Source organism: Pistricoccus aurantiacus (assembly GCF_007954585.1).
GTDB classification, from domain to species: Bacteria; Pseudomonadota; Gammaproteobacteria; order Pseudomonadales; family Halomonadaceae; genus Pistricoccus; species Pistricoccus aurantiacus.
Genome location: NZ_CP042382.1, coordinates 1,412,077 through 1,438,833 on the forward strand (window position 1 = coordinate 1,412,077; position 26,757 = coordinate 1,438,833).

Annotated in this window: 24 protein-coding genes and 1 tRNA gene; 17 read left to right on the forward strand and 8 right to left on the reverse strand. The window is 59.2% G+C overall.

What is annotated here, in order from left to right; translation table 11 throughout:
• Window positions 1–42 precede the first annotated feature (42 nt).
• The 6 genes from FGL86_RS06840 to FGL86_RS06865 form a co-directional block, all read right to left on the reverse strand.
• The gene (locus tag FGL86_RS06840) at window positions 43–1,134 is read right to left on the reverse strand and encodes an endonuclease/exonuclease/phosphatase family protein (RefSeq protein ID WP_147183877.1); all 1,092 of its coding nucleotides are present in this window, start codon (window positions 1,132–1,134) and stop codon (window positions 43–45) included.
• Window positions 1,131–3,140, reverse strand: a complete 2,010-nt coding sequence (locus tag FGL86_RS06845) for a TRAP transporter permease (RefSeq protein WP_147183878.1) — start codon at window positions 3,138–3,140, stop codon at window positions 1,131–1,133. Before FGL86_RS06845 ends, FGL86_RS06840 begins: the two co-directional genes overlap by 4 nt.
• Window positions 3,137–3,751, reverse strand: a complete 615-nt coding sequence (locus FGL86_RS06850; RefSeq protein WP_425468318.1) for a DUF1850 domain-containing protein — start codon at window positions 3,749–3,751, stop codon at window positions 3,137–3,139. Before FGL86_RS06850 ends, FGL86_RS06845 begins: the two co-directional genes overlap by 4 nt.
• Entirely contained in the window at window positions 3,751–4,713 is a 963-nt protein-coding gene (locus FGL86_RS06855; RefSeq protein WP_147183879.1) for a TAXI family TRAP transporter solute-binding subunit, read from the reverse strand. Before FGL86_RS06855 ends, FGL86_RS06850 begins: the two co-directional genes overlap by 1 nt.
• Window positions 4,714–4,828: 115 nt before the next feature.
• Window positions 4,829–6,025 (reverse strand): L-2-hydroxyglutarate oxidase, encoded by a 1,197-nt coding sequence (lhgO, locus tag FGL86_RS06860; protein WP_147183880.1) that lies wholly within the window; start codon window positions 6,023–6,025, stop codon window positions 4,829–4,831.
• A gap of 21 nt (window positions 6,026–6,046) precedes the next feature.
• Window positions 6,047–7,486 (reverse strand): APC family permease, encoded by a 1,440-nt coding sequence (locus FGL86_RS06865; RefSeq protein WP_147183881.1) that lies wholly within the window; start codon window positions 7,484–7,486, stop codon window positions 6,047–6,049.
• Window positions 7,487–7,717: 231 nt separating this feature from the next.
• Here FGL86_RS06865 and FGL86_RS06870 point away from each other — a divergent pair, with 231 nt between their 5' ends.
• Window positions 7,718–7,939, forward strand: a complete 222-nt coding sequence (locus tag FGL86_RS06870) for a hypervirulence associated TUDOR domain-containing protein (protein WP_147183882.1) — start codon at window positions 7,718–7,720, stop codon at window positions 7,937–7,939.
• A gap of 65 nt (window positions 7,940–8,004) precedes the next feature.
• On the opposite strand, the gene FGL86_RS06875 is transcribed toward FGL86_RS06870, so the two are convergent.
• Both FGL86_RS06875 and ispB read right to left on the reverse strand, forming a co-directional pair.
• A tRNA-Pro gene (locus FGL86_RS06875) sits at window positions 8,005–8,081 on the reverse strand.
• Window positions 8,082–8,169: 88 nt separating this feature from the next.
• Window positions 8,170–9,144 carry an octaprenyl diphosphate synthase gene (ispB, locus tag FGL86_RS06880; RefSeq protein ID WP_147183883.1) on the reverse strand — a complete coding sequence of 325 codons (975 nt, stop codon included), beginning with the start codon at window positions 9,142–9,144 and terminating at the stop codon, window positions 8,170–8,172.
• A gap of 310 nt (window positions 9,145–9,454) precedes the next feature.
• On the opposite strand from ispB, the gene rplU reads away from it, so the two are divergent.
• The 16 genes from rplU to FGL86_RS06960 all read left to right on the forward strand — a co-directional run bounded on the left by rplU (window position 9,455) and on the right by FGL86_RS06960 (window position 26,750).
• Entirely contained in the window at window positions 9,455–9,766 is a 312-nt protein-coding gene (rplU, locus tag FGL86_RS06885) for a 50S ribosomal protein L21 (protein ID WP_147183884.1), read from the forward strand.
• A gap of 32 nt (window positions 9,767–9,798) precedes the next feature.
• Complete coding sequence (gene rpmA / locus FGL86_RS06890) at window positions 9,799–10,056, forward strand: 50S ribosomal protein L27 (RefSeq protein WP_147183885.1); 258 nt, start codon at window positions 9,799–9,801, stop codon at window positions 10,054–10,056.
• Window positions 10,057–10,192: 136 nt separating this feature from the next.
• A complete protein-coding gene (cgtA, locus tag FGL86_RS06895) occupies window positions 10,193–11,380 on the forward strand; it encodes an Obg family GTPase CgtA (protein ID WP_147183886.1) in 1,188 nt (395 codons plus the stop codon).
• Window positions 11,377–12,513, forward strand: coding sequence for a glutamate 5-kinase (gene proB, locus FGL86_RS06900; RefSeq protein WP_147183887.1), 1,137 nt, complete (start codon window positions 11,377–11,379; stop codon window positions 12,511–12,513). Before cgtA ends, proB begins: the two co-directional genes overlap by 4 nt.
• A gap of 188 nt (window positions 12,514–12,701) precedes the next feature.
• Window positions 12,702–12,968 carry a 30S ribosomal protein S20 gene (gene rpsT, locus FGL86_RS06905; protein ID WP_147183888.1) on the forward strand — a complete coding sequence of 89 codons (267 nt, stop codon included), beginning with the start codon at window positions 12,702–12,704 and terminating at the stop codon, window positions 12,966–12,968.
• Window positions 12,969–13,213: 245 nt separating this feature from the next.
• Window positions 13,214–14,725: a murein biosynthesis integral membrane protein MurJ gene (murJ, locus tag FGL86_RS06910; RefSeq protein ID WP_147186110.1), complete on the forward strand. Its 1,512-nt coding sequence runs from the start codon at window positions 13,214–13,216 to the stop codon at window positions 14,723–14,725.
• Between the two features lie 67 nt (window positions 14,726–14,792).
• Window positions 14,793–15,800 (forward strand): bifunctional riboflavin kinase/FAD synthetase, encoded by a 1,008-nt coding sequence (ribF, locus tag FGL86_RS06915; RefSeq protein ID WP_147183889.1) that lies wholly within the window; start codon window positions 14,793–14,795, stop codon window positions 15,798–15,800.
• Window positions 15,801–15,810: 10 nt separating this feature from the next.
• The gene (ileS, locus tag FGL86_RS06920) at window positions 15,811–18,645 is read left to right on the forward strand and encodes an isoleucine--tRNA ligase (RefSeq protein WP_147186111.1); all 2,835 of its coding nucleotides are present in this window, start codon (window positions 15,811–15,813) and stop codon (window positions 18,643–18,645) included.
• 49 nt (window positions 18,646–18,694) lie between these two features.
• Complete coding sequence (lspA, locus tag FGL86_RS06925; RefSeq protein ID WP_147183890.1) at window positions 18,695–19,198, forward strand: signal peptidase II; 504 nt, start codon at window positions 18,695–18,697, stop codon at window positions 19,196–19,198.
• 37 nt (window positions 19,199–19,235) lie between these two features.
• Window positions 19,236–19,682: an FKBP-type peptidyl-prolyl cis-trans isomerase gene (fkpB, locus tag FGL86_RS06930; RefSeq protein ID WP_147183891.1), complete on the forward strand. Its 447-nt coding sequence runs from the start codon at window positions 19,236–19,238 to the stop codon at window positions 19,680–19,682.
• Window positions 19,683–19,714: 32 nt separating this feature from the next.
• Window positions 19,715–20,674, forward strand: a complete 960-nt coding sequence (gene ispH, locus FGL86_RS06935; protein WP_147183892.1) for a 4-hydroxy-3-methylbut-2-enyl diphosphate reductase — start codon at window positions 19,715–19,717, stop codon at window positions 20,672–20,674.
• A 174-nt stretch (window positions 20,675–20,848) separates the two neighbouring features.
• Window positions 20,849–21,337 (forward strand): GspH/FimT family pseudopilin, encoded by a 489-nt coding sequence (locus FGL86_RS06940; protein WP_147186112.1) that lies wholly within the window; start codon window positions 20,849–20,851, stop codon window positions 21,335–21,337.
• On the forward strand, window positions 21,334–21,885 hold the full coding sequence (pilV, locus tag FGL86_RS06945; RefSeq protein WP_147183893.1) for a type IV pilus modification protein PilV: 552 nt from the start codon (window positions 21,334–21,336) through the stop codon (window positions 21,883–21,885). Before FGL86_RS06940 ends, pilV begins: the two co-directional genes overlap by 4 nt.
• Entirely contained in the window at window positions 21,882–22,850 is a 969-nt protein-coding gene (locus FGL86_RS06950; RefSeq protein ID WP_147183894.1) for a prepilin-type N-terminal cleavage/methylation domain-containing protein, read from the forward strand. Before pilV ends, FGL86_RS06950 begins: the two co-directional genes overlap by 4 nt.
• Window positions 22,850–23,395 (forward strand): pilus assembly PilX family protein, encoded by a 546-nt coding sequence (locus FGL86_RS06955; protein WP_147183895.1) that lies wholly within the window; start codon window positions 22,850–22,852, stop codon window positions 23,393–23,395. The genes FGL86_RS06950 and FGL86_RS06955 overlap by 1 nt, the downstream gene beginning before the upstream one ends.
• A gap of 13 nt (window positions 23,396–23,408) precedes the next feature.
• Complete coding sequence (locus FGL86_RS06960) at window positions 23,409–26,750, forward strand: pilus assembly protein (protein ID WP_147183896.1); 3,342 nt, start codon at window positions 23,409–23,411, stop codon at window positions 26,748–26,750.
• Window positions 26,751–26,757 lie beyond the last annotated feature (7 nt).

A 26,757-nucleotide genomic window follows, 5' to 3' on the forward strand; every position in this document is an offset into this window, starting at 1 on the left:
AGGCCGGGCTTGATCTCCAGTGGCGCGTTTCATGACTGACGCTTACTCTCGCGCTTGCATTTCCGCCCGCTCGATGGTCGCCCTGGCCTCGTCGAGATCGCCTTCCGCAGGCACCGGCGGGGTTTGCCGATCGGCGGCGTCGGGACGGTGGCAGAGCTCGGCGTATATCGGATAGTGATCCGAGCCGAAGCCGGGCTGGCGATCGAAGGAGACCAGCATGAGCTCATCCTGATAGAGAACATGGTCCAGAGGCCAGGCGATGATCGGATTTTTGGCGTCATAGGTGGGATAGAAGCCGCGTCCGACGCGCGGGTCGAGCAGGCCGGCCAGCCGCATGACTCGACGGGTGACGCTTTCCCAGGAAACCGCGTTGAAATCCCCGGCCAGGATCGTCGGCTGTCGAGAATCCCGAGCCTCCAGCGCGGCTTTCAACAGCTGAGCGTCTCGCGGAAGTGCCGATTGCGACCAGTAGCGGGGCGGGCGGGGGTGCAGCCCGTGGAAGTGAATGATGCGCTCGCCCGGCAGGCGCACTCGCGTGTCGATCGAGGGGGTGGCGGCGTCGAAGCGCAGACGTATCTTCGGCTCGATCAGCGGATAACGAGAAAAAAGGTGCATGCCGTAGGACTCGGCCTGCGGAGGAATGTATTGCACTCGATAGGAAAACCGCTCGTCCAGAGCATCGAGCTGGCGATCCCACCAGGCGTCGGTTTCCATCGCCAGAAACAGGTCCGGCTCGGTGTCGTGAACGATACGAAGCAGCTTCTCCGCGTGCTCATTGGCCATCTTGACGTTGGCGATCAGCAAGCGAATCCTCGATTCCGCGGGGCAGCTGGCGGTCTCCACAGCTGGGGGCTTAAATGGAAAGAAATACGGATATAGCCGGTAGCCGTGAGAAACCAGCGCGATGCCCGCCAGACCCAGTACGAGCCAGCGCCATTTCCCCCATGCACCACGCAGCAAAAAGTGCAGGATCGTCAGACCGAGCAGAAAAAGGGCAACCTGCAGGCGAGGGAAATCGAGATAGCGTATCCACCAGATATTGCTTTCGATCAGCGGCAGCAGCGAGGCAATGGCGAGCAGCACCAGTAGCGGCAGTACCAGGAATCGATTCAGGGCGTTTTTCCATGTTGTCATGCGGCTTCCCGCCGACCTGCCCACCAGTTGCCGCCGAGAATCAGCAGCATCGCCGCGGCGCCAATAACTTCATAGGTGGCGTTGGGGGTGAAGATGGCGACGATAGCCGGCAGCAGCAGCAGCCGCAGCCACCATCCCATGCGGGTAAACAGGTAGCCTTCCAGGGCGGCGGCGAAAGCGCCCAGGGCCAGGGCGGCGGTCAGGACATTCCAGACGACCTCAAGCGGCGGGCCACCGAGAATGATCGAGGGGTTGTAGACCATGAACAGCGGAATCAGGTAGAGCCCCTTGGCGAATTTCCAGGCCTGGAAGGCGGTATCCATGGGTCGGCTTCCGGCGATCGCTGCCCCGGCGAAGCCCGCCAGGGCGATCGGCGGGGTGACGTTGGAATCCTGGGAGTACCAGAACACCACCAGGTGAGCGACCAGCAGCGGCACGCCGAACTCCGTGGTCAGCGCCGGACCCACCAGCACGATCAGCACGATATAGCTGGCGGTGACCGGCAGGCCCATGCCCAGCACCAGGCTCGCCAGCAGCACCAGAACCAGCGCCAGCAGCAGGTTGCCTTGGGAAAAAGCCAGCATCATCGCCGAGAACTTGAGCCCGAGCCCGGTCAGCCCCACCACGCCGACAATGATGCCCGCCACGGCGCAGGCCATGGACACCGGTACCGCGTTGCGGGCGCCGAGTTCCAGCCCTTCGATGACCTTGGCGATGCCGTCCCGCAGGGCGACCTGGATGGCGTGAGCGTTCACCGGCTGGCCCCGCTTGGGGGCGACGAAGAAGAACCATACCGCGAAACGCGCCGCCGCCACGGCGAGCATGGTAAGAATCGCGTAGAAGCCCACCCGAGAAGGCGAGAGATTCATCACCAGGAGCCATATCAGCACCCCAAGCGGCAGCAGGAAGTGCCAGCCTTCCTTCATCACGTCCCGCATCTGCGGCAGCTCGGTCTTCGACATGCCCTTCATGCCTTGCTTCAGGGCGATGATATGTACGAACAGATAGACGGTTCCGAAGTAAAGAATCGCCGGCAGGATGCTGACCTTGACCACGTCCAGGTAGGGCATGCGGGTGTATTCGGCGATCAGGAAGGCCCCTGCGCCCATCAGCGGCGGCATGATCTGCCCGCCGGTGGAGGCCGCCGCCTCGATGCCTCCGGCCTGGGCGGGCTTGTAGCCCAGGCGCTTCATCAGCGGAATGGTGAAGGCGCCGGTGGTCACCACGTTGGCGATGGCGCTGCCGGAAATCGAGCCCATGCCCGCGGAGGCGATCACCGCCGCCTTGGCCGGGCCACCGCGCTGGCGACCGGTGGCGGCGTAGGCCAGATCGATGAAGAACTTGCCGGCGCCGGTGATTTCCAGGAAGGCGCCGAACAGCACAAAGATGAAGATATAGGTGGCCGCGACCCCGATGGGCAGGCCGAAGATGCCCTCCTGGCCGAGATAGAGCTGGCCCACCAGACGATCCAGGCCGTAGCCGCGATGCTCGAGAATCCCCGGCAGGAACTGGCCCAGCCAGGGCAGCTCGCCCCGGGGGCCGGCGAAAGCGTAGAGGATGGCGATCAGGCCGATGATGGTCATGCTCAGACCCACGGCGCGACGGCTGGCTTCCAGCACCGTGACGGTGGCGATGATGCCCACCCAGATATCCGTCTGGCTCCAGAAGCCGGCGCGGTTGATGATCTCGTCGAGATACAGCACCAGATAGCCACCGGTAATCAGGGCGCCGGCCAGGAAGATCAGGTCGATCAGGCCGCCGAGGAAGCCGCGTTTATGCCTGGGGCCGAATACCGGGAACAGCAGAAAGGCCAGCATCATGATCAGCATCAGGTGGATGCTGCGCTGGTAGAAGAGCCCGAGGGGCTCGATGCCGGCGGTATAGAGTTGAAACAGCGACAGGGTCACGCCGACGATGGCGATCAGCCACAGCACCGGGCGGGAAAGGCTAGCCTGAGCGCCGGAAGCATCGGAGTGGGATGAAGAAGATTGCGGCGAGTCGCTCATAAGGATGATTCCGAATTGGCAGACGTGGCGTGGACCGAAGGCGGCGGATAAAGCCCCACGGTTACCGCTTGATGAGCGGCGAGTTCGCTTAGGCTAATTCCGTTCGGTGCCGCTTGGGGCGATGGATAGTGCCCGGGGCAGTTGTCTCTCTGGCTGGCGATCAGTGTCTCTAGTCGCGGCTCGTCATGGTCGACCAGCCGGTGATCGACCCGCATCCCGCCGACCCGCAGCCGATAACGATTGTTCGGCACCGGCTCGTTGATATCCTCGATCCAGTAGCCGCTCCGGCCATCGGACACCTGGCGCCCGCGTCCGGGGATATGGTCAAGGCCGGCGGCGAAGTCCGGCAGATGGCTGCGTTCCAGCACCATGCGGCCTTTGACGTTGCGATAGCAGTCGTGAACGGTAAAACCTTCCACGGAATGGTTCCAGGCCAGGCACCAGCCGGCGCCTTCTGGCATCGGCAACCTCACCAGCGGCTCGCCGTCTTCAGCAATCACCCGCAGTTCCGCGATAGCCGGACAGGCCGCAAGCGCCGGATAAGGCGCAAGAATGCCCAGGGCAAGCAGCAGTAATGCCTGCCCCGGGAGTCGAATTGCGCTGGCGATCACTAGGGGCGCTGCTGGTCTGAGACCTTCGCGCCCACCTCCTCGTAGTAGCGCAGGGCGCCGGGATGGAAGGGAATCGGCGTCGAATCCGTGCTGAATTTCACCGTGGTGTCGTTGGCCGCCGGGTGAATGGCGATCAGCTCATCCGTGTTCTCGAAGAGAAGCTTGGTGATCTGATAGGCCAGGTCGTCGTCCAACTCGGCGTTGGTCACCAGCACGTTGGGAATGCTGACGGTCTGCACCGGCCCGTCCATGCCATCGTAAAGGTCCGCCTTGAGGTCGTAAGCGGCGAATACCGGTTCCGCCTCCTTGGCCTTGGCGACTTCCTCATCCGTCAGGCCGATCAGGCGAATGTCCCGAGTGGTGGCCAGGTTGAGGATCGAACTGGTGGGCGGCCCGACGCTCCAGAAGCCGGCGTCGATATCGCCGTCGCGGATGGCGTCTGCGGTCTCGTTGAAGTTGAAGCGCCGCGCCTCGATATCGTCGTAGGTGATGCCGTTGGCTTCCAGCACCGCCCGGGCGTTGAGTTCCGTGCCGCTGCCCGGGGCGCCGACGGAAACCGTCTTGCCCTTGAGATCCTGCAGGGACTCGATACCGGAGTCCGCCATGGTGACGAGCTGCAGTGCGTTGGGATAGATGGAAGCCAGGGCGCGAATGTTCTCGAGCTGGCGGCCCTCGAAGTCGCCGGTGCCGTTATAGGCCTGGTAGACCGTGTCCGCCAGAGCCAGGGCGATATCCGAATCCCCACGCCATACCAGGCCCATGTTCTCCACGGAAGCGCCGGTGACCTCGGCCACCGCGTCATGGCCTTCGATATGCCTGTTGATCATCTCCGCCAGGCCGCCTCCGATGGGGTAGTAGGTACCGCCGGTGCCGCCGGTGGCGATGGAGAGTTGCTGCTGGGCAAGCGCAAGAGGTGCGGTCGCCAGCAGCGACACCGCCAGGGCGTATTTGAATGCGTGCATGAGATTCCTCCGTTCCGATCCCGGAACTCGTTGTGTTTGTTGATTCAACGGATATCGCATCAACGCTAAAGCTAGCACGCCTGGCGCGTTGGTAACCAATAGCGCTTTTGTCCAATCAGCTACCTAGCTGCTCCTTTACCTGACTAACGATATGGGCACCGATGGGAATCGACGAGGTGGCCGCCGGGGAAGGCGCGTTACCGACATGGAGGCTTCGCGGCGTGTTGATGAACAGGAAATCGTCCGCCAGCTTGCCGTCTCGCGTCACCGCCTGGGCGCGAACGCCGGCGGGGTAGGGCTTCATGTCGCTCAGTCCCAGACTCGGGCAGTACTTGCGCACCAGTTCCAGATAGCCCTTCTTATGCAGTGAATTCTTCATTTCCGCCAGGCCCGGGCGCAGATTCTTGGTCAGCACCTTGCGAATACCGGAATCCGTGAACATGGCCGCCATGTCCTTGAGAGAGATATCGCTCTTCTTGTAGCCCTCGCGCTTGAAAGCCAGCACCGCGTTGGGACCGACGGTCACCGAGCCGTCGATCATGCGGGTCAGGTGTACGCCGAGAAACGGCATGGCCGGGTCGGGGATGGGATAGATAAGATGCTTGACGATATCGTTGTGCTCCGGCGGCAACTGGTAATACTCGCCGCGAAACGGGCAGATGCTGAAGCCCGGCTCCTGACCCAGCATACGCACCACTCGATCCGCCATCAGGCCGGCGCAGGTCACTAGATACCGACCGGTGAACTCGCCCTGGGTGGTGGTCACCACCACCTCCTCGCGACGCTCGTCCAAGGCGGTGACCTCGGCGCCGTAGCGGATCTCGCCGCCCAGGCGCTCGAACTCCGTTGCCATGGCCCGGGTGACCGCGGCGTAATCGACGATGCCGCTGGAGGGCACGAAGATGCCGGCGATACCGGTGATATTGGGTTCCCGCTCGCGCAGCGCTTCCCGGGAAAGCCACTCGTGCTCCAGGTCGTTGGCGCTGATGCGCTCCTGGAGCTTGTGCATGCGCTGCTCTTCCAGCTCGTTGGTGGCCACCAGGAGCTTGCCGCAGATCTCGTAGGGAACATCGTGAGCGTCGCAGAACTCTCGGGTGGCGCGATTGCCTTCCCGGCAGAAACGCGCCTTGAGACTGCCCGGGGTGTAGTAGACCCCGGCATGAATGACCCCGCTGTTATGACCGGTCTGGTGCCTGGCCGGTGTTGATTCCTTTTCCAGCAGCAGCATGCGCCGCTCAGGATAGGCCTTTTTGAGCTGCATGGCGGTGGACATGCCGAGAATGCCCCCGCCGATGATGATGAAGTCCTGCATGAAGTTCCTTATGTCTAGCGTTTAGCGCCCTGGGTAGACCGAGTCTCCGGCCATTTCCTCTTGCATCATGCGCTTGCTGTAGTCGAGTCCGTAGTGGGAACGGGACCAGGCGTATAGACCGAGCCCCAGAATCATCCAGCCGGCAACGATACCCCATTCGAGCGCGGAGAGCGCGGAGGGGCTGCCGGGCAGGTATAGCCCGGCCAGGAATAATGACAGAACCACCGCCAGAATACCCACCAGCTTGCCATGGCGCACCTTGAAGGGACGCGGCATATCCGGCTCGCGGTGACGCAGCACCAGAAAGGACAGGGAAACGAACAGGTAGGCGATGACAATACCCAGGCCGCCGGCCACTACCAGCCACACCAGAGCGGAGCGCCCGAGCAGGGGCGCAAGGCTGGACAGTGCCCCGATCAGCAGAATGGCGTTGGTGGGCGTGCGATATCGGGGATGCAGCTTGCCCAGAAAGGCCGGCAGCATGCCGGAATGGGCCAGGGCATAGATGGCCCGTGAGCCGCCGATATAGAAGGCGTTCCAGCTGGTGATGATGCCGGCGATACCTGCCAGAACCATCAGGTTGCCCGCCCAGGGCGCCTGAAAGACCGCCTGCATGGCGTCCGGCACCGCCAGTGAGCTTTTCGAAAGCGCTTCCGGGTTCAGCATCAGCGAAGTGCCGAGAATGATCAAGGCGTACCAGAATACCGCCAGGATCACCGAGATCATCAGCACCCGGCCGATCTCGCGAAAGGGCAGGTTGATTTCCTCCGCCGCCTGGGGAATGACGTCGAAGCCGACGAACATGAAGGGCACCATGATGATGACCGCCATGATGCCGCCCATGACGCCTTCCTCGATAGGAAACAGCGGCTCCATGGTAGCGGTGCTGCCCTCGAAGAGCGCGCCGGTGATGAATAGGATACCCACTGCCAGAATCAGCAGGGTCACCAGTTTCTGCACCAGCGCCGCGGTGCGAATACCCACATAGTTGATGGTCATCATTATCAGGGAACCCATCACCCCCACCGCCACCCAGGTAGCCTTGACGTCCCAGTCGGCCAGGGTCCAGAGATGACCCACCGCGTAATTCGGAAACAGGTGCTCGACTACCGTGGGCAAGGCTACCGCTTCGAAGGCCACCACGCTGACATAGCCCAGGGTGATCGCCCAGGTACACAGGAAGGAGGCGAAGTGGCCCAGGGCGCGATAGCTGTAGACGTGCTCGCCACCGACCTTGGGCATGGCGGAGGCCAGTTCCGCGTAGGTCAGACCCACCAGCACGATGATCAACCCGCCGAGCAGGAAGGCGGTGATCGCCCCCAGACTGCCCGCGGACTGAATCCAGCTGCCGGTCAACACGATCCAGCCCCAGCCGATCATTGCGCCAAAGGCCAGGGCCAGCACGTCCGTGCGTGCCAGCACCCGGGTCAGTTGTACCGCCGTAGATGTATCGTTACTCATCTTACCTCCTTATCACTTGTTACGACGTTTTGTTGTAATGACTATTTTTTCAAGGAATATCGAAAAAATAGCCGGCTCGGGTGATGGGGGCAAGGCAAATGCGGGCAGGACAACGATAACTTTGGTCGAAGCTGGCGGGTGTTATGGAACGAAGTGAGCTGCTCTTGATGCAGCACCAGGAATTCACTAAAAGGTAATCGAGGTGATAATGATCGGGAGGGAGGCAATACCATGACGAAAACCGCCAGCGCTGGCGACACCGTATCCTGGAAGTGGGGAGAAGGCAGGGGTAGCGGTAAAGTGATCGAAGTCTTTACGGACAAAGTGACGCGCAGTATCAAGGGATCCGAGATTACCCGCAACGCCTCCAAGGATTCCCCCGCCTATCTTATCGAACAGGAAGATGGCGATCGCGTGCTGAAACTCGACTCGGAAGTCACTCGCGAAAATTGAGGAACTAGAGGGTAATACAAGACATGAAAAAGGGCCGGCGATGACTCGCAAGCCCTTGATGTTCTTGGTCGGAGTGACAGGATTCGAACCTACGACCTCTGCCTCCCGAAGGCAGCGCTCTACCAAGCTGAGCTACACTCCGAATCGTCGACGCTGTGTCTCGGCGGTGATGGATTATACGTATTTCATTATGGTATGCAAGGAGCCACTTGCAAGTCCGGCAGCTTGTCTCAGGTGTCCCGTTCTACCGCCAGCCGAGCCAGCGTCGCCATGCTGTCCCGGTAGGAAGAGGGAGGGATGTTGTTTAACTGGGCCAAGGCTTTATCCGCCATTTCCTCGGCGCGTTGGCGAGTGTATTCCAGGGCGCCGGTCTGGCGGACAATGGCCATTACCTCGTTGAGCCGATCGAGGCCGCCCTTGCGGATTGCCTGGCGAATCAGCCTGGCCTGTTCCGGACTGCCCTGAGCCATGGCGTAAATCAGCGGAAGGGTCGGTTTGCCTTCCGCCAGATCATCGCCGACGTTCTTGCCCATGGCCTGAGCATCGCCCTGATAGTCGAGCAAATCGTCGATCAGTTGAAACGCCAGCCCCAGGTAGCGCCCGTAGTGCTGCAGCGCCTGCGCCTGCTCGGCATTGGCGCCGGCAAGCACGGCGCCGCTATGGGAGGCGGCTTCGAACAGCATGGCGGTCTTGCCGTGAATGGTTTCGAAGTAGGCGGTTTCATCGATATCAGGATTACCGATGTTAGTCAGTTGCATGACCTCGCCTTCGGCGATAGTGCAGGTGGCGGCGGACAGGATGCGCATGATCTGCATGGAGCCGACTTCCACCATCATCAAAAACGAGCGGGAATATAGGAAGTCGCCCACCAGTACCGAGGGAGCGTTGCCCCAGGCGTCGTTTGCGGTGGTCTTGCCCCTGCGGCGGTGGGATTCGTCCACCACGTCGTCATGCAGCAGGGTCGAGGTGTGCATGAACTCGATCAGCGTAGCCAGGGTGATGTGCTTGTCGCCGCCATAATTCAGCGATCTCGCCGCCAGCAGTACCAGCAGTGGCCGCAGCCGCTTGCCGCCGCTCTCGATGATGTAGCGACCGATGGTTTCGACCAGGGGCACCCGAGAGGCCAACTGGGCGCGAATGGTCTGATTGACGGCGGCGAAGTCCTCGGCCACCGCGGCATGAAGGGGCGATGCTGTGGGCTGCATAAGTCGCTGCTTGTAAAGAGTGAAGCCAGACGCCGAGCGCCGTCGCCGGCCTTGAATGAAGGCTATGCTATGGGCGCCCCCCAAAGGCGTCAAGCGCGGCCGATCCGGTATCCACCGCACTTGTCACCAGGAAGAGAGATGGCTATAATCCTGCGCCCGACTCATCACGCTCCCTGTCAGATGGTTGCCGAAAGGGGCGCCACTCGCCGCAGGCCGATGAAGAGCCCTCAGCGGGCTTAGATAGAAAAGCCCTCAGCGGGCTTAATAAATGAAGAGCACAAACCTCGATGAGTCTATGGAGACTTTTCCCATGTATGCAGTAATCAAGAGCGGCGGCAAGCAATACCGCGTTCAGGAAGGCCAGACCCTGAAACTCGAGAAGCTGGAAATCGCTACCGGCGAGACGCTGGAGTTCGATCAGGTATTGCTCGTCGCCGATAACGACGACATCAAGGTGGGCGCCCCCCTGGTCGATGGTGCCAAGGTATCCGCGGAGATCGTTTCCCACGGTCGCGGCGACAAGGTGACGATCCTCAAGTTCCGCCGTCGCAAGCACCACATGAAGCGTCAGGGCCACCGCCAATGGTACACTGAAGTCAAGATTACCGGGATTTCCGCGTAAGCGGATACCCCTCAACGAGCGAGGAATTTGCAATGGCTCACAAGAAGGCAGCCGGTTCTACCCGTAACGGTCGCGACTCCGAATCCAAGCGTCTAGGCGTCAAGCTGTTCGGCGGCCAGGCAGCGATTCCGGGCAATATCATCGTGCGTCAGCGCGGCACCAAGTTCCATGCCGGTACCGGCGTGGGCGTGGGCAAGGACTACACCTTGTTCGCTCTGAACGAAGGTGTTGTCAAGTTCGAGACCAAAGGCCCGAAGAATCGCAAGTTCGTCAGCATCGTTTCTGCCTGAGCGCACTGACACTTGCAGCAATGATCTACTCGATTTCGAGTAGATGACTGGAAGGAGCTCCGCCATGGCGGGGCTCTTTTCGTATTCATCCTTCGTATTGATGACATGGCGGCGTTTACCGTCGGGAGAATGACAGATGCAATTCGTCGACGAAGCCTCGATCATCGTGGAAGCCGGCCGGGGAGGGAGCGGCTGCATGAGCTTCCGCCGTGAGAAATACGTGCCCAAGGGCGGCCCGGACGGCGGCGATGGCGGACATGGCGGCAGCGTCTATCTGATCGGTGACGACGCCCTGAATACCCTGATCGACTTCAAGTATCAGCGCTTCTACAAGGCCCAGAACGGTCAGCCCGGTCAGGGCCGTCAGATGAGCGGCAAGGGCGGCGACGACCTGCACGTCAAGGTGCCGGTGGGCACCACGGTGATCGACCAGGATACTCTGGAGGTGATCGCCGACGTTACCGAGCCAGGGCAGGTGGTGCTGGTGGCTCAGGCGGGCCGACGCGGCCTGGGCAACATTCACTTCAAGTCCTCGACCAATCGCGCGCCGCGCCGCACCACCCCGGGCACCGAGGGCGAGCGGCGCAACCTGCGCCTGGAAATGAAGGTCATGGCGGACGTGGGTCTGCTGGGCTTGCCTAATGCGGGCAAGTCGACGTTGATTCGCGCCGTCTCCGCCGCCAAGCCCAAGGTGGCGGATTATCCTTTTACGACCCTGGTGCCCAATCTGGGGGTGGTCAAGCTCGGCGCCCACGAGCATTTCGTGATGGCGGACGTGCCCGGCTTGATCGAAGGCGCCTCCGAGGGCGCCGGGCTTGGGCTGCGTTTTCTCAAGCACCTGACCCGCACCCGGCTGCTGCTGCATGTGGTGGATGTGGCCCCTTTCGACGAGTCCGATCCGGTGGCGAGCGTGGAAGCCATCGCCCATGAGCTCGAACGGTTCTCCCCAGCGCTGTCCGAGCGCCCGCGCTGGCTGGTGCTCAACAAGCTCGATCTGCTCGTCCAGGATGAGCGCCGGGCACGAGTCGAGGCAATCGTCGAGGGGCTTGGCTGGACCGGGCCGGTCTTCGAGATCTCCGCCATCAGCGGTGAGGGCACCGAGGCTCTGGTTCAGGCAGTGCACCGCTGGTTGACGGAGCAGCGCCGGCTGGAAAACGAGGACGAGACCGCCGCGGAGGCAGAGCGGGAAATGCGGCGGCGCATGGAGGAGGAGTCCGTGGCCCGGGCGGAGTCGCGGCTGGGACGCAAGCGCAAGTCGGAGGATGATGGCGACGATGACTTTGACGACGATGACTACGATGTCGAGGTCGAGTACGCGCCATGAACGATACCCAGTCACCCGGCCGCGAAGCGCTGATCAACGCTCAGCGGCTGGTGGTGAAGATTGGCAGTGCCCTGTTGACCAACGACGGTCGTGGACTGGACGATGCGGCCATCGGCGAGTGGGTCGATCAGATTGCCGCCCTGCACGCCCGCGGCATTCAGGTGGTGCTGGTGTCTTCCGGCGCGGTGGCGGCGGGGATGGTACGGCTGGGCTGGCGGGTGCGGCCTTCCGCGGTGCACGAGCTGCAGGCGGCGGCGGCGGTGGGCCAGAACAGCCTGACCGAATGCTATGAAGGCCACTTCGCTCGCCACGGACTGCTGACGGCGCAGATCCTGCTGACTCACGACGATCTTTCCAACCGCAAGCGCTACCTCAATGCGCGCTCGGCCCTGCGTACCCTGGTGGGGTTGAGAGTGGTGCCGGTGATCAACGAGAACGACACCGTGGTGACCAACGAGATTCGTTTCGGTGACAACGACACCCTGGGCGCCCTGGTAGCCAATCTGCTCGAGGCGGATGCTCTGGTGATTCTCACGGACCAGGAAGGTCTTTTCGACGCGGACCCGCGCAGCAATCCCCAGGCGCGGCTGCTCAGCGAGGGGCGAGCGGAGGACCCTCGTCTGGCGGCAGTGGCCGGCGGCGGCGGCGCCCTGGGACGCGGCGGTATGGCCACCAAGGTGCGGGCGGCGGCTCTGGCGGCGCGTTCCGGCGCGGTCACCGCCATCGCCAGCGGGCGTCAGCCAAACGTGCTCGCACGATTGATCCAGGGCGAGCGGCTGGGCACCTTGCTGCGGCCGGAGCGCGCGCCCATCGCCGCGCGCAAGCGCTGGCTGGCGGGTCAGCTTCAGGTGCGCGGCAGTCTGGTGCTGGACGCCGGCGCGGTCAAGGTGCTGCGCAAGCGCGGCTCTAGCCTGCTGCCGGTCGGGGTCAAGTCCCTGTCCGGCAGCTTCGTGCGCGGTGATATGGTGGTCTGCATGGACGAGCAGGGCGAGCGCGTCGCCAAGGGACTGGTCAACTACGGCAGCAACGAAGCCAGGCATATTCTCGGCAAGCCCAGCCATCAGATCGCGTCCGTGCTCGGCTATATGGAGGCGCCGGAGCTGATTCATCGGGATAACCTGATCGTGCTGTAAGCAAATGAGCCGACTAGTCAGTGAACGGTGCCTGTGCTAGAATTTGCCATCCTCTCAGACATGGTCCGTATCACCGCTTCGGTGACAGAGGCCGGCCCTGTTGGGAAACACCAGCGGGATCAAATACATATCATTATATTGCCTGTTCTCGAAAAGGGATAAGGCAGCAATTCTCCAAGGAGATAGTGGTGGCGAACAGTAAACAAGCCCGCAAGCGTGCCCGTCAGGCGGAAGAGCGCCGCGCGCTCAAGTCCAGTCAGCGTTCCATGGTGCGCACCTACGTCAAGCGCGTGATCAAGGCGATCAACACCGGCGATCATGCGAAAGCGATGGAAGAGTTCAAGGCCGCTCAGCCGGTCATCGATCGCATCGCTGACAAGGATGTGCTATCCAAGAAGAGGGCGGCACGTCTCAAGAGCCGTCTGAACAAGCGCGTCAAGGCACTGGCGGCTTGAGCAGCTATAACTAACTAGGCCGCTCCTTGTTCGAGTCGCGCTAGTGCAAGAAAAACCGGCTTCGGCCGGTTTTTTCATGTTCCCCGATATGTCTTGGATGGTATCGGAAGTATTTGTCGCGGAAATAGGGGTAGCGGAAGAGTACTGTGGCCAACGAGGATTTGACGACCCCCGCCAACGATAGCCTCGAAGGAGAGAGCGTCGCGGCCCAGCCGCCGGCTCGGGTAGGCTTGTTGCGCTCCGGCATGATCGTCGGCGTGATGACCATGCTGTCTCGGGTGCTGGGACTGGTGCGAGACGTGGTGATCGCCACCCTGCTGGGAGCGGGCAACGGGGCAGATGCCTTCTTCATCGCCTTCAAGATTCCCAACTTCATGCGGCGGCTGTTCGCGGAAGGTGCTTTCAATCAGGCGTTCATCCCGGTGCTGTCGGAATACGCCACCCGCCGTTCCCGAGACGAAGTGCGGGAACTGCTGAACGCGGTATCCGGCAGTCTGACCGTGGTGCTGGCGCTGGTCACCGCCGTGGCGGTGCTGACGGCGCCCTGGCTGGTGTGGCTGTTCGCCCCGGGGTTCGGTCGCGACCCGCAAAAGCTTGCGCTGACCGCGGACATGCTGCGGCTGACCTTTCCCTATCTGCTGCTGATTTCCTTGACCGCCTTCTCCGGCAGCGTGCTCAATACCTGGAATCGCTTCGCCGTGCCGGCGATTACCCCGGTGCTGCTGAACCTTTCCCTGATCGGTGCGGCGCTGCTGCTGACGCCGCTGTTCGAGGAGCCCTCCCTGGCGCTGGCCTGGGGAGTGTTGATCGCCGGGGTGGCGCAACTGCTGTTTCAGGTGCCGTTTCTGGCCAATCTCGGTCTGTTGCCCAGGCCCTGGCCGAGCTTCGCTCACGAAGGGGTGCGGCGCATCCTGAAGCTGATGGTGCCGGCATTGTTTGGCGTATCCGTTTCCCAGATCAACCTGCTGCTGGATACGGTGCTGGCCTCGCTGCTGGCGGCGGGCAGCGTGTCCTGGCTCTACTATTCCGATCGGCTGGTGGAATTGCCCTTGGGCATCTTCGGCGTCGCCATCGGCACGGTGATCCTGCCGGCGCTCTCCAAGCGCCATGCAGAGCAGTCCGGGGAGCATTTCGCCAGGATGCTCGACTGGGCGATTCGCGCGGTGCTGCTGCTGGGATTGCCGGCGGCGCTGGCACTGGCGCTGCTGGCGGAGCCGCTGTTGATCACGCTTTTTCATTACGGGGCCATGACCGACCGGGATATCGCCATGGCCGCCATGAGCCTGCGAGCCTACGCCTTGGGTTTGGTCGCCTTCATGCTGATCAAGGTGCTGGCGCCGGGCTTTTTCGCCCGTCAGGATACCGCCACCCCGGTCAAGGTCGGTATCGCCGCCATGATCGCCAACATGGTGTTCAACCTGATGCTGATCTGGCCCTTGGCTCATGCGGGCCTGGCCTTGGCGACGACCCTGTCCGCCTCTCTTAACGCTGGCCTGCTGGGCTGGCTGCTCAAGCGGGAAGGCGTGCTGCACTTTCAGCCGGGCTGGGGCCGTTACGCCATTCAGTTGATTGGCGGCTGCGGCGTGCTGGGCCTTGGTCTGTGGTGGTTGACTCCGAACTGGCAGAACTGGCTCGGCTGGGATCTGTTCACGAGGGTCGCCTGGTTGAGCGTTCTGGTGGCCGGTGGCGTACTCGTATATTTTGCCTGGCTGGTGGCCTGGGGCGTGCGGGTACGACATTTTCGTCTGAACGGCTAGAGGTCTACATGGCTAGCCGGCTCCCGCGCCGTTATAATCGAGGGTTTCCGTTGATCGCGAAGGCGTCATGCAACTGATTCGAGGTTTGCACAATCTGCGCGAGGAGCATCGCGGCTGCGTTGCCACCATCGGCAATTTCGATGGAGTGCATCGCGGTCATCAGGCGATTCTCGAGCAGCTGCGCGATAGCGCGAGAGCGCTATCGCTGCCCATGACCGTGGTGGTGTTCGAGCCCCAGCCTCGGGAATATTTCGCCGGCGATCAGGCGCCCCCACGGCTGACCCGCCTGCGGGACAAGATGGCGCTGCTGGCCAAGTGCGGCGTCGATCGGGTGCTGTGCCTGCCCTTCAACGAGAGCCTGCGCCAGTTGACCGCCGAGGAATTCATCTCCCGAGTGCTGGTGGAAGGGCTGGGCGTACGCCATCTGGTGGTGGGCGACGATTTTCGTTTCGGCTGCGATCGACGCGGCGATTTCGAACTGCTGGCCAAGGCCGGGGAGCGTCGCGGTTTCGTCGTCGAAAACACCCGCACCTTCGCCCTGGACGGCGAGCGGGTCTCCAGCACTCGGGTGCGCACGCTGCTGGCCAGCGGCAACTTCGCCCAGGCGGCTCGCATGCTGGGCCGGCCCTATTCTTTCTCTGGCCGGGTGGTCGCGGACCGCCAACTGGGCCGTACCATCGGCGTGCCCACCGCCAACCTGCCGCTGCTGTCGCGTCCCTTGACGCTACAGGGTGTCTACGCGGTGATCACCGAATTTCTGGATGGCCGCCGTCTGCCCGGCGTGGCCAATATCGGCTGGCGGCCCACGGTGGGCAGCCGACGTCCGGTGCTCGAGGTTCACCTGTTCGATATCGACGAAGACTTGTACGGCCAACCGCTGACCGTGGTGCCCTGCGCCAGATTGCGGGGCGAGATCGCCTTCGATGGACTGGAACCTTTGAAGCGTCAGATACAGGCGGATCTGGCCCAGGCGCGCCGGTATTTTTCTTCCCGGGCGCAGACCGACACAGTATTTCCCCTGGCTTCCGCGCCCCTGGCGCAGGAGACCACGACCCATGACCCGAACGATGGCTGACCCCAAGGCTATGAGCGATTACAAGCACACGTTGAACCTGCCGGAAACCGACTTCCCCATGCGCGGCAACCTGCCCAAGCGAGAGCCCGCTCGGGTAGTCGAGTGGCGGGAAATGAATCTTTACCAGCGCCTGCGCGAGGCGCGCGCCGGGCAAGAGAAATTCATCCTGCACGACGGCCCTCCCTATGCCAACGGCAATATCCATATCGGCCATGCGGTCAACAAGATTCTCAAGGACATCATCGTCAAGGCCAAGAGCCTGGCGGGTTTTGATGCTCCCTATGTGCCGGGCTGGGATTGTCATGGCCTGCCCATCGAGCACAAGGTGGAAACTACCTATGGTAAGCACCTGCCGCCGGAAGAGGCCCGTTCCAAGTGCCGGGAGTACGCCGCGGAGCAGATCGATATCCAGCGTGAGGAGTTCATTCGCCTCGGGGTGATCGGCGACTGGGACAATCCCTACCGCAGCATGGATTTCGTCAACGAGGCCGGAGAGATCCGGGCCCTGGCGAAAATGGTCGAGGGCGATTACGTCTTCAAGGGGCTCAAGCCGGTCAACTGGTGCTTCGACTGTGGCTCCGCCCTGGCGGAGGCGGAGGTGGAATACGCGGACAAGCGCTCGGACGCCATCGACGTGGCCTTCCCCTGCGCGGAGCCGGAAAAGCTCGCCCATGCCTTCGGTCGAAGCGAGCTGGAAAAGCCCGCGGCGGTGGTGATCTGGACCACCACCCCCTGGACGATTCCCGCCAACCAGGCGCTCAACGTGCACCCGGAGTTCACCTACGCCCTGGTGGACGTGGGCGATCGCCTACTGCTGCTGGCGGAGGAGCTGGTGGCCTCCTGCCTCGAGCGCTTCGAGCTGGAAGGGGAGATCATCGCCACCACCAGCGGCGAACGGCTCGACCTGATCGAGTTCCAGCATCCGCTTTACGATCGCCGCTCGCCGATCTATCTGGCGGATTACGTGGAAAGCGAGGTGGGCAGCACCGGCATCGTGCATTCTTCTCCGGCCTATGGGGTGGACGACTTCTTTACTTGTCGCGCCTATGGCATGGATTTCGAGGAGATTCGCAATCCGGTCAAAGGGGACGGCGTCTACGCCGATGATCTCGAATTTTTCGGCGGCCAGCTGGTCTGGAAGGCCAACTCCCAGATCGTCGCCAAGCTCGACGAGGTAGACGCGTTGATGGCCCATCAGGTCATCACCCACAGCTACATGCACTGCTGGCGTCACAAGACCCCGGTGATCTACCGCGCCACCGCTCAATGGTTCGTGGGCATGGATCGCCAGGTCGAGGATGATCTCACTCTGCGCCAGAAGGCTCTGGACGGTATCGAGCAGACACGCTTCACGCCGGCCTGGGGCAAGGCGCGGCTGCATTCGATGATCGCCAATCGTCCGGACTGGTGCATTTCCCGCCAGCGCAACTGGGGGGTGCCGATTCCGTTCTTTTTGCACAAGGCGACCGGTGAGCTGCATCCGAATACCCTGGAACTGATGGAAGCGGTGGCAGGCCTGGTGGGGAAGGCGGGCATCGACGCCTGGTTCCGCCTCGATCCCGAGGAATTGCTGGGCAGCGAGGCGGCGGACTACGTCAAGAGCACGGATACCCTGGACGTGTGGTTTGACTCCGGCACCACCCACTGGCACGTGCTGCGCGGCTCTCATCCGCTGGGCCACGAAGAGGGCCCACGGGCGGATCTCTACCTGGAAGGCTCGGACCAGCATCGCGGCTGGTTCCATTCCTCGCTCTTGACCGGCTGCGCCATCGACGGTCACCCGCCGTATCGCGAGCTTTTGACCCACGGCTTCACCGTGGACGCCCAGGGCCGCAAGATGTCCAAGTCGCTGGGCAACGTGGTGGCGCCCCAGGAAGTCATGGACAAGCTCGGCGCGGATATCCTGCGCCTGTGGGTCGCCTCCACGGATTATTCCGGCGAGATGGCGGTGTCCGACGAGATTCTGAAGCGCACCGCGGACGTCTATCGGCGCATCCGCAATACCGCACGCTTCCTGCTGGCCAATCTCAACGGCTTCGATCCCGCCCGAGATGTGGTCGCCTTCGACGATATGCTGGCGCTGGATCGCTGGGTAGTGGATCGCGCCGCTCAGCTTCAGGCACGCATCGAGACCGCCTATGACGAGTATCGCTTCCTGGACGTCTATCAGCAGGTGCATACCTTCTGTGCTCGGGAACTGGGCGGTTTCTACCTGGATATCATCAAGGATCGTCAGTACACCACCCAGGCGGATTCCCTGGCCCGGCGCAGCGCCCAGACCGCCCTGTACCGGGTCGTCGAGGCCCTGTCCCGTTGGGTGGCGCCGATCCTGTCCTTTACCGCGGAAGAAATTCACGGCCACATTCCCGGCCCGCGCCGGGACAGCGTGCTGCTGGAAACCTACTACGACGGGCTCGGTACCCTGGAGGATTCCGCGGTGTTCGGGCGCGACTTCTGGGAGACGGTGCTGGAGGTCAAGCAGGCGGTCAACAAATGCCTGGAAGACGCCCGCAATGCCAAGCGGATCAAGAACAGCCTGGCGGCGGAGGTGGCCCTGTATGTCAGTGAGTCTCTGGAACGCACCTTGAGCCGACTGGGAGACGAACTGCGCTTCGTGCTGTTGACCAGCGAGGTGCGTCTGGCGCCTCTGAGCGAAGGCAATGATGCCCAGACGACGGAGCTCGAGGAGCTCAGGGTGGCGGCGGCGCCTAGCCCTCATGCCAAGTGCGAGCGCTGCTGGCATCATCGTCCGGACGTGGGCAGCCATGTAAATCATCCGGATCTGTGCGGCCGCTGCATCGACAACCTGCCGAATGGCCCGGGTGAGACGCGCCTTTATGCTTGATAATAGAACGGAGCCTGATAGCACGACTGGGCATAAGTCGGAGACAGCAATGACCAATCCTGATGCTGCCTTACCCATGCGCCATCCGCTGCGCTGGCTATGGCTGTCGGCCCTGGTGATTCTGCTGGACCTCGGCACCAAGGCGCTGGCGGTGAGTTGGCTCGACTACGCCCGGCCGGTGGAGGTGCTGCCGGTTTTCGATCTCACGCTTTTGCACAATACCGGCGCTGCCTTCAGTTTCCTGGCGGATCATGGGGGTTGGCAGCGCTGGCTGTTCGCCGCTATCGCCGTGGGTGCCAGCATCGGTTTGACCGTCTGGTTAAGCCGGTTGAAGGCGGGAGAAACCATGCTTGCGGTTTCCCTGGCAGCGATCATCGGTGGCGCGCTGGGCAATCTGTTCGACCGTCTGGTGCACGGCTATGTGATCGATTTCCTGTCCTTTCACTGGCAGAGCTACTATTTTCCCGCCTTCAACCTGGCGGACACGGCGATTACCCTGGGCGCCATCGGGCTGATCATCGAATCGCTGCGAGACGCCCGGCGGGGTAAATGACCCGGCGGGCGAAGCCGCATCAAGAGGGAGAAAGATCATGAGCGATTACACCATCGACGAAGGCATGGAAGTCACCCTGCACTTCACCTTGAAGCTCGAGGATGGCACTGTGGTGGATACTACCAAGGACAAGGCGCCGGCGACCTTTCAGGTCGGCGACGGCAACCTGCCGCCGGGTTTCGAGGCGCCGCTTACCGGGCTGACGGACGGCGCCGTCGAGCGCTTCGAGATTCCCCCGGAACATGCTTTCGGTCAGCGCAACCCCAGCAACGTGCAGCTGATCAAGCGTGACGACTTCGACGACGGGGTGCCGGAAGTCGGCACTGTGATGTCCTTCAGCGACGCCGCCGGCGGCGAACTGCCCGGGGTCATCGCAAGCGTTGGGGAAAAGCAGGTTGAAGTGGACTTCAATCATCCTCTGGCCGGGCGTACCCTGACCTTCGAAGTGGAAATCTTGAAGGTAAGACCCGGTACCACGCACTAGCCCTTATATCAGCACCCACGGAGGCACGAATCATGCAGATACAACTGGCCAATCCCCGAGGCTTCTGTGCCGGTGTCGATCGCGCCATCGAGATCGTCAATCGCGCCTTGGATGTCTTCGGGCCACCGATCTATGTGCGCCATGAGGTGGTGCATAATCGCTTCGTGGTGGACAGCCTGCGTAACCGCGGGGCGATCTTCGTCGAGGAGCTGCATGAGGTGCCGGACGACACCATCGTGATCTTCTCCGCCCACGGCGTTTCTCGGGCGGTGCAACAGGAAGCGGAGCAGCGCGGTCTGCGGGTATTCGACGCTACCTGCCCGCTGGTCACCAAGGTGCATATGGAGGTGCTGCGCTACGCCAAGCGTGGCCAGGAGTGCGTGCTGATCGGCCATGCCGGTCACCCGGAAGTGGAAGGCACCATGGGCCGCTACGACACTAGTCACGGCGGCGCCATCTATCTGGTCGAAAACGAGGCGGACGTGGAGACGCTCGAAGTCAAGGACCCCAGCCGCCTGACCTTCGTCACCCAGACCACGCTTTCCATGGACGACACCGCTCGGGTGATCGATGCCCTGCGGGATCGGTTTCCGGACATTCAGGGACCGCGCAAGGACGATATCTGCTACGCCACCCAGAACCGTCAGGACGCGGTACGCGAACTCGCCGCCGGTGCGGATCTGGTGCTGGTGGTGGGCAGCCCCAACAGCTCCAACTCCAATCGCCTTCGAGAGCTTTCCGAACGCATCGGCACCCCCGCCTATCTGATCGACGAGGCCGGCCAGATCGACGCCGCCTGGCTGGAAGGCGTCGAGAGCATCGGCATTACCGCCGGCGCCAGCGCCCCGGAAGTGCTGGTCAAGCAGGTGATCGAACGGCTGCAGGCCCTGGGCGCCAACGCCCCTAATGAGCTCGCCGGGCGAGAGGAAAATATCGTCTTCTCCATGCCCAAGGAGTTACGTGAGCAGGTGATTACCTCAGACCTTTCCTGATATTCCTACGTTTTAACCTTAATTATCCAACGGGCCGCGACTAGATCGTGGCCCGTTGCGTTGTTATAGGCGGTTTCAGCATCAATAATATTTGTAATCTAAAGTTACTTTTTGATACATTGCAGGGCTTAGCCAAAAATTAATTTCTTGGTGCTGTGGTGGGCGGAATAAATCATGCAATCAGCGCAAGGGTTTACGCTTATCGAGCTTATCGCCACGGTGGTGCTTATCGCCATTGTTTCAACCTTGGCAATACCCGCTTGGCAGAGCAGCGTGCAGCGAAGCCAGGTCGCTAGCGATGCTAGAACTCTTTCTCAGGCCTTTACTTTGGCACGCAGTGAGGCGGTGACCCGAGGCGTTCAGGTTAGCGTCTGCCCTCTATCCATGACGGCCGCCGCCACAAGGTGCGGCGATGATTGGCAAGACGGCTGGCTTGTGTACCTGGGTAATAGCGACAATTTTCAGACGGATAAGCGTCTACGTGTTTATCAAGGCAGCCAAGCACGAGAGATCGCAGGTAAATCTACACGGGTCACTTTTAATCCGCGGGGTATGGCAAGTGCATTCAGCTCTTGGAGCTTTTGTAGTGGCGACCATGGGATGAGCATCTTTTTGGCAAGGTCAGGACGTATAGGCAAAATCCCGAAAGGAAGCTGTCAATGATGCGTCGACAATGCCTTCAGGGCCTGCCCCGGCCCTTCTGTAATATATCTTCCTTTATTGTGGGGCCAACTCGTCAAACGGGCGCTGGTCTGATCGAGGTGCTGGTCGCCTTGCTACTGCTCAGTACATCGCTGTTGGGTATGGGTATGCTGCAGGTCAAGACCCTGCAGTACCAGCGCGCCAGCTACAGCGAGACCATGGCCCAGCTATTGGCGATGGACATGGCGGAGCGTATTCAATCCAATCTTGAAGCCCTGGCCGCTTACGATGGCAAGGCAACAGACACAATAGCGGCGAACCTTTGCACCGACAACTGCAGTCCTGAGAAACGATTGGTTGAGCGCGATCTGCTCGCTTGGAAAGTCTCCATCGAGCAGATCGCGAATGCAGGGCTGACGGAAGGAAAGGGTAAGATATCCGTCGATACCTCGACCAGCCCGCAGCGGGTCACGCTCAGCCTTCATTGGAAGGAAACGTTAAAAGATATCAAGGACAAGGACGATAAGAATACTTCCAAGGCGGAGTTCGCTTTTGAGGTCCAACCATGAAGCATCGACAAACCGGCGTAGGGCTCGTTGAGCTAATGATATCGCTGGTATTGGGTTTGTTGGTATCCGCCTTAGCACTACAGATGTTTCTTGGATCTCGTTCCAGCCTGTCGAGTCAGGAGGCATTATCCTATCTACAAGAATCCGCTCGCTACGTTTCCTATCGCCTGCAACCTTTGATGCGTAATGTGGGATACGCAGGGTGCGGCAATGTAGAAAATATTGAGGTGGCGAAAGGCGTGAGTGTTGAGTACGACCTGACGCAACCTCTTAGCGCTAAGAAAAAAAAATATAAAGAGGTTGTTTATTGGGAGTTGATTCTCGCCTACGCAGATAAGGAAAGCGAAGTTCCTCTAGCAGGCAGCATGGCGTCGAAAGACAGTGACCTGAAGTTCGATACGAATGATATGGAGTTATTTCTTAATAACAATAAAGACAAGGTGCTTGAAAAAACGGTGTTGATCAATGATTGCAAGACAGCAGATCTCTTTACTCTGAAAGACGACTGGGTTTCAGGGAATACTTTTGAAACCGTAGAAGGACCAAGTCGAGCTTATGGCCAGTCCGGTTCCGTTATTAGCTATGTCTATCCGGTCAAAGCTTGGCGGTTGGTCCTTGCTGATCAGGAAATCAGCGGCAGGGCAACTGGGAACATAGCATTATTTATCGATAGAACAGAGCCAGGGCCAGCATTTCAGCGGGAAGAGCTTGTCGCTGGGGTAGGTGGTCTGGAAGTCACGTTTGGCGTCGATACAGATAACGATGGCATTGTCGATCAGTTAGGTGTAATGCCCGACTCCATCAGCACCAATAACTGGGGAACACTAATCCGGCGAATTGAAATCGCTTTGACATTGCAAAGCGAGCCGGGGGTTGTTCCGGGTGGGGCGAACAGTGGCCGTCTCGAACGGACCTTCAACATGACTTTTTCGCCGCGCAACCTGCAGTTAAGAGGTAAAAGCTGATGGTAACTCGTAACCATAATCAGCAAGGCGTCGCGTTACTAGTTGTATTGATCATGCTGATAGTGGTAGGGCTCGCGGCGGTCACCGGTGCAAAGGATTCGCAGTTGCAGACCAAGATGAGTATTAACAGCCGCGCTTATGAGCAGGCTTATTACCATGCGGAAACAAGCCTCGCTCATGCAGAGAATAAGCTTCAGACTGAAACTTGGCTGATTAGCGATTTTGACAATAGCAATGGGTTATTTATTGCTGATAAAGGAAAAGCGGTTCTTCCCAGGATCAATGCCTCCAGTTCGACAATCGATATTCATGCCGTACTGAAGGAAAAAGGCAGAATTGCCAAAGGTATTGATAATAACATTATCGGTTTTTATTTGGTTGAATATTTAGGCCGAGTGGGGCGAGCACCGCTAAATCCTACCAATGAAAAGAATGCCGGCGACTTGAGGCTGAATGCTTTTCGTATTACCGCGCTGGGGCAGGCGGGACTGGGCAACAAAGCCTGGGCAGTAATACAGAGCGAGTTACGACTCAAGCCTTTTTGAAGAGAACAACGCTATGCATCGATTGATCGCCGTTATATTTTGCCTGATCAGTACTGCATCCTTGGCTGCACCAGGAAAGATTTTTCAAGCTCCGGTTATCGAGGCCACTGGGGTAAAGCCCAACATCATGTTGATTCTCGATGACTCCGGCAGCATGAACTGGGAAGATACGCTAAATAAGGGCGTTGAAAAACTCAAACTGCACAAAGATATAAAGCTCGAACCGACGTCATCTTATGTAAGTGAATTGCTTATTTATCGCAAGTACTTAGACATGTGGCAAATAAATAAAATAGATCAAGATATAAAGATAGATAAAAAGAAAATAAAAAAGGAACAAGCCAATGCCTATATGAACCTGGCGACATGTCCAGGATTCAACGTGTTGGCGTATAATGAAAACAAAATCTATGCTGTTCCGCCAGGTCGCGACGAAGTAAGTGATCATCAAATTAGTCAGGTTTCCAACCTCTTTTATTATCGCTGGGGCGATAGAGACACCGATGGCGAATACGATATAGGCGAATGTGGCTTAGAATGGCGTCCTGACGACGACGATTATGATTTCGATGACGACTATCTCCAGGAAGTCAAAAACCTCGACAAGCAGGCCCAGAAAAATTATGCCAACTGGTTTTACTTCTATCGCGATAGAATGAAGGTGGCGCAGTTTGCCTTATCTAAGGTCATTTCTTTCGGTAACGCTCGTGTGGGGTTTAATACGCTTCATAAGCGTAATGAGCAAGATGTCAGTGACGTCGATAAAGACAATCATCGACAGAATCTTATAAACGCTGTCATCGATAGCGTCCCTAGCGGTGGAACTCCACTTCGTACGACACTTCAGCGAGTTGGTGAATACTTTAAGCTTACGGGTAATGAAGCGCCTATTTTGACTGCTGAAGAAGGCGGCATGTGTCAGCAGAATTATGCCATATTGATGAGTGACGGCTATTGGAATGGCAAGAAGCCAAAAGATGTCAAGCATCAAGATAAAGAGGTTGGTGGGTTGGTGCGTAAAAGTGATAAAGACAAGCACTCCGATACACTGGCTGATGTGGCGATGAAGTATTATAAGGAAGACTTGAGAAGTGATCTTGATAATATGATGCCGATTGTGCGCGGAGTCGATGAGAACCCGGCTCAGCATTTGGTGACTTATACCATTGGTTTTGGTGTCAATGGCAAGCTATCTGATAATCCACCTGACCCTGATAGTGAGTTCATATGGCCAGAACCTAAAGAAAATACCCAGACGACAATTGACGATATGCGCCACGCAGCCTGGAATTCCCGAGGCGAGTTTCTAAGCGCGGCTGACCCCGAGGCGTTGGATAAAGCGTTAAATAATATCGTAAGTAATATCAATGCACGGTCGACCAGTACTTCTAGCTTGGAAGTCGCTAGTAATACATCGACTAACGATAGGCTTTTGGTTCAGGCAACGTACGATCCCTCCAGCTGGAAAGGTGATGTGATAACCCGTTATTTCGATGGGATGGAAGAGCTTAATGATACCAAATGGTCGCTTTCCCAATGGTTGAGGGAATTAGATAAGCGGCATGTGAGGCGTCGTATATTGACCATTAATCCGCAAGCCAGTACCGATTCGGCATTTGCCTTTTCCAAGGCCAACATCGATAAATTTAGCGATATTCAACAACAGGATCTTGACGGGCTGGTACAGGCATCTCCAGCGGAGCTGATTGACTACCTCAAAGGCGATGCCCAATATGAGGGCAGCAAGTTTCGTGCCCGCCATGGTTACTACCTCGGCGATATTGTTGGCTCCTATCCAGTAATTATTGATGCGCCGAAGGCTAATTATACTGATGTCACCTATGCTAGCTTTTACCGGAAATATGCCAAGCGCACCAGTATGACTTACGTGGGTGCAAATGACGGCATGCTGCATGCTATTAACCTGGAGAGCGGCGAGGAAGAGTTCGCCTTTATACCTCATGGCGTATTTAGTATCGCTTCCGAAGAGGGTGTTCGTCAGCTGGCAAGAAAGGACTATATGCATCGTTTTTATGTCAATGCGACTCCTGTGGCAAGAGACGCCTATGTCAAATTACAAGGCGAAAACGAGAAGGAGTGGCATACCCTATTGCTAGGAGGCCTAGGAGCGGGCGGCAAGTCCGTTTATCTGCTGGATATTACCGATCCTGATACCTTCGCCGCGGCGGCGCCGAGCGATATTGTCAAATGGGAATTCAGTCATGACGATCTGGGATACAGCTTCAGCGAGATTCAGGTGGCCAAGCTTGTCGACGATAATTGGTATGCGATCTTCGGCAACGGCTACAATGCTGACAATGATGGCAAGGCCAAGTTGTTTATCGTCAATCTTGAGGATCCCGACGACTATACGCTGATCGATACCGGGGTCGGCAGTATCAGTGGGGCAAGTTGTCTCGACTCGAGCAGTGACTGCAATGGCCTGTCCAGTCCGGAGATCGCTGATTTGGATGGCGACGGGGTGTTCGACTGGGTTTATGCTGGGGATCTGCACGGTAACCTCTGGACCTTCGATTTGACCGAGTTCAATGGCACGGCGTCTTCTGTATCGATGCATCGATTGTTTCTGTCCTGTGCTACCCCGTTGCTTTCCGGTGAATGCCCGGCCGACGTTCGTCAGCCAATCACCACCAGGCCCGCTCTAGCGCGTAACACGCACTTTACCGGCAATAAAGCGCATCCTTATCTCAACGTGTTCTGGGGTACCGGTCAATTATTAAGCAGTGACGACAAAAAAGATAAAAACAAGCAGACTTTCTATAGCGTGTTGCATCGTGGCGATGGAGTGCGCCGTTACCAAAGCGATCTAGTTAAGCAATCTTTCCAAGAGATTGGCGGTGTTGGTAATGCCCGTATCGTTAATGGTAAGCGAGTGGAGTATTTAGATAAAAGTAGCGCTAAGTTTGGTTGGTATCTGTCTTTGCCCGATGAGGGTGAGCGATTGATCACCACCCCGGCCATTCGTGGCGATCTTGTGGTCTTCAATTCCATCGTGCCTGGTGAAAATGGCCCATGTATTGCCGGAGCGGATGGCTGGCTCAATGCAGTAAATCTGCTAGATGGATTAACGCCTGTAAGAGTGGGTAACGATAATAACAACCAGATTTTTGATTACAACGGGGACAGCAAGGTTAACGAGCAAGATAGGGTCGGCGGCTTTACCGTGGTCGGAATAAAAATGGCAGGAGAGCCAACGGCGCCGAGACTATATGGAGATACCCAGTACGTCGGTTTAGGTGCTTCGCAAAACACTCCGGGGGGCGTTAGGGAGCAGTTGATGAACTTCGGCGTAAACATGCAGGCTGGACGCAGCGGCTGGTTCCAATTGCGTTGATTGATTT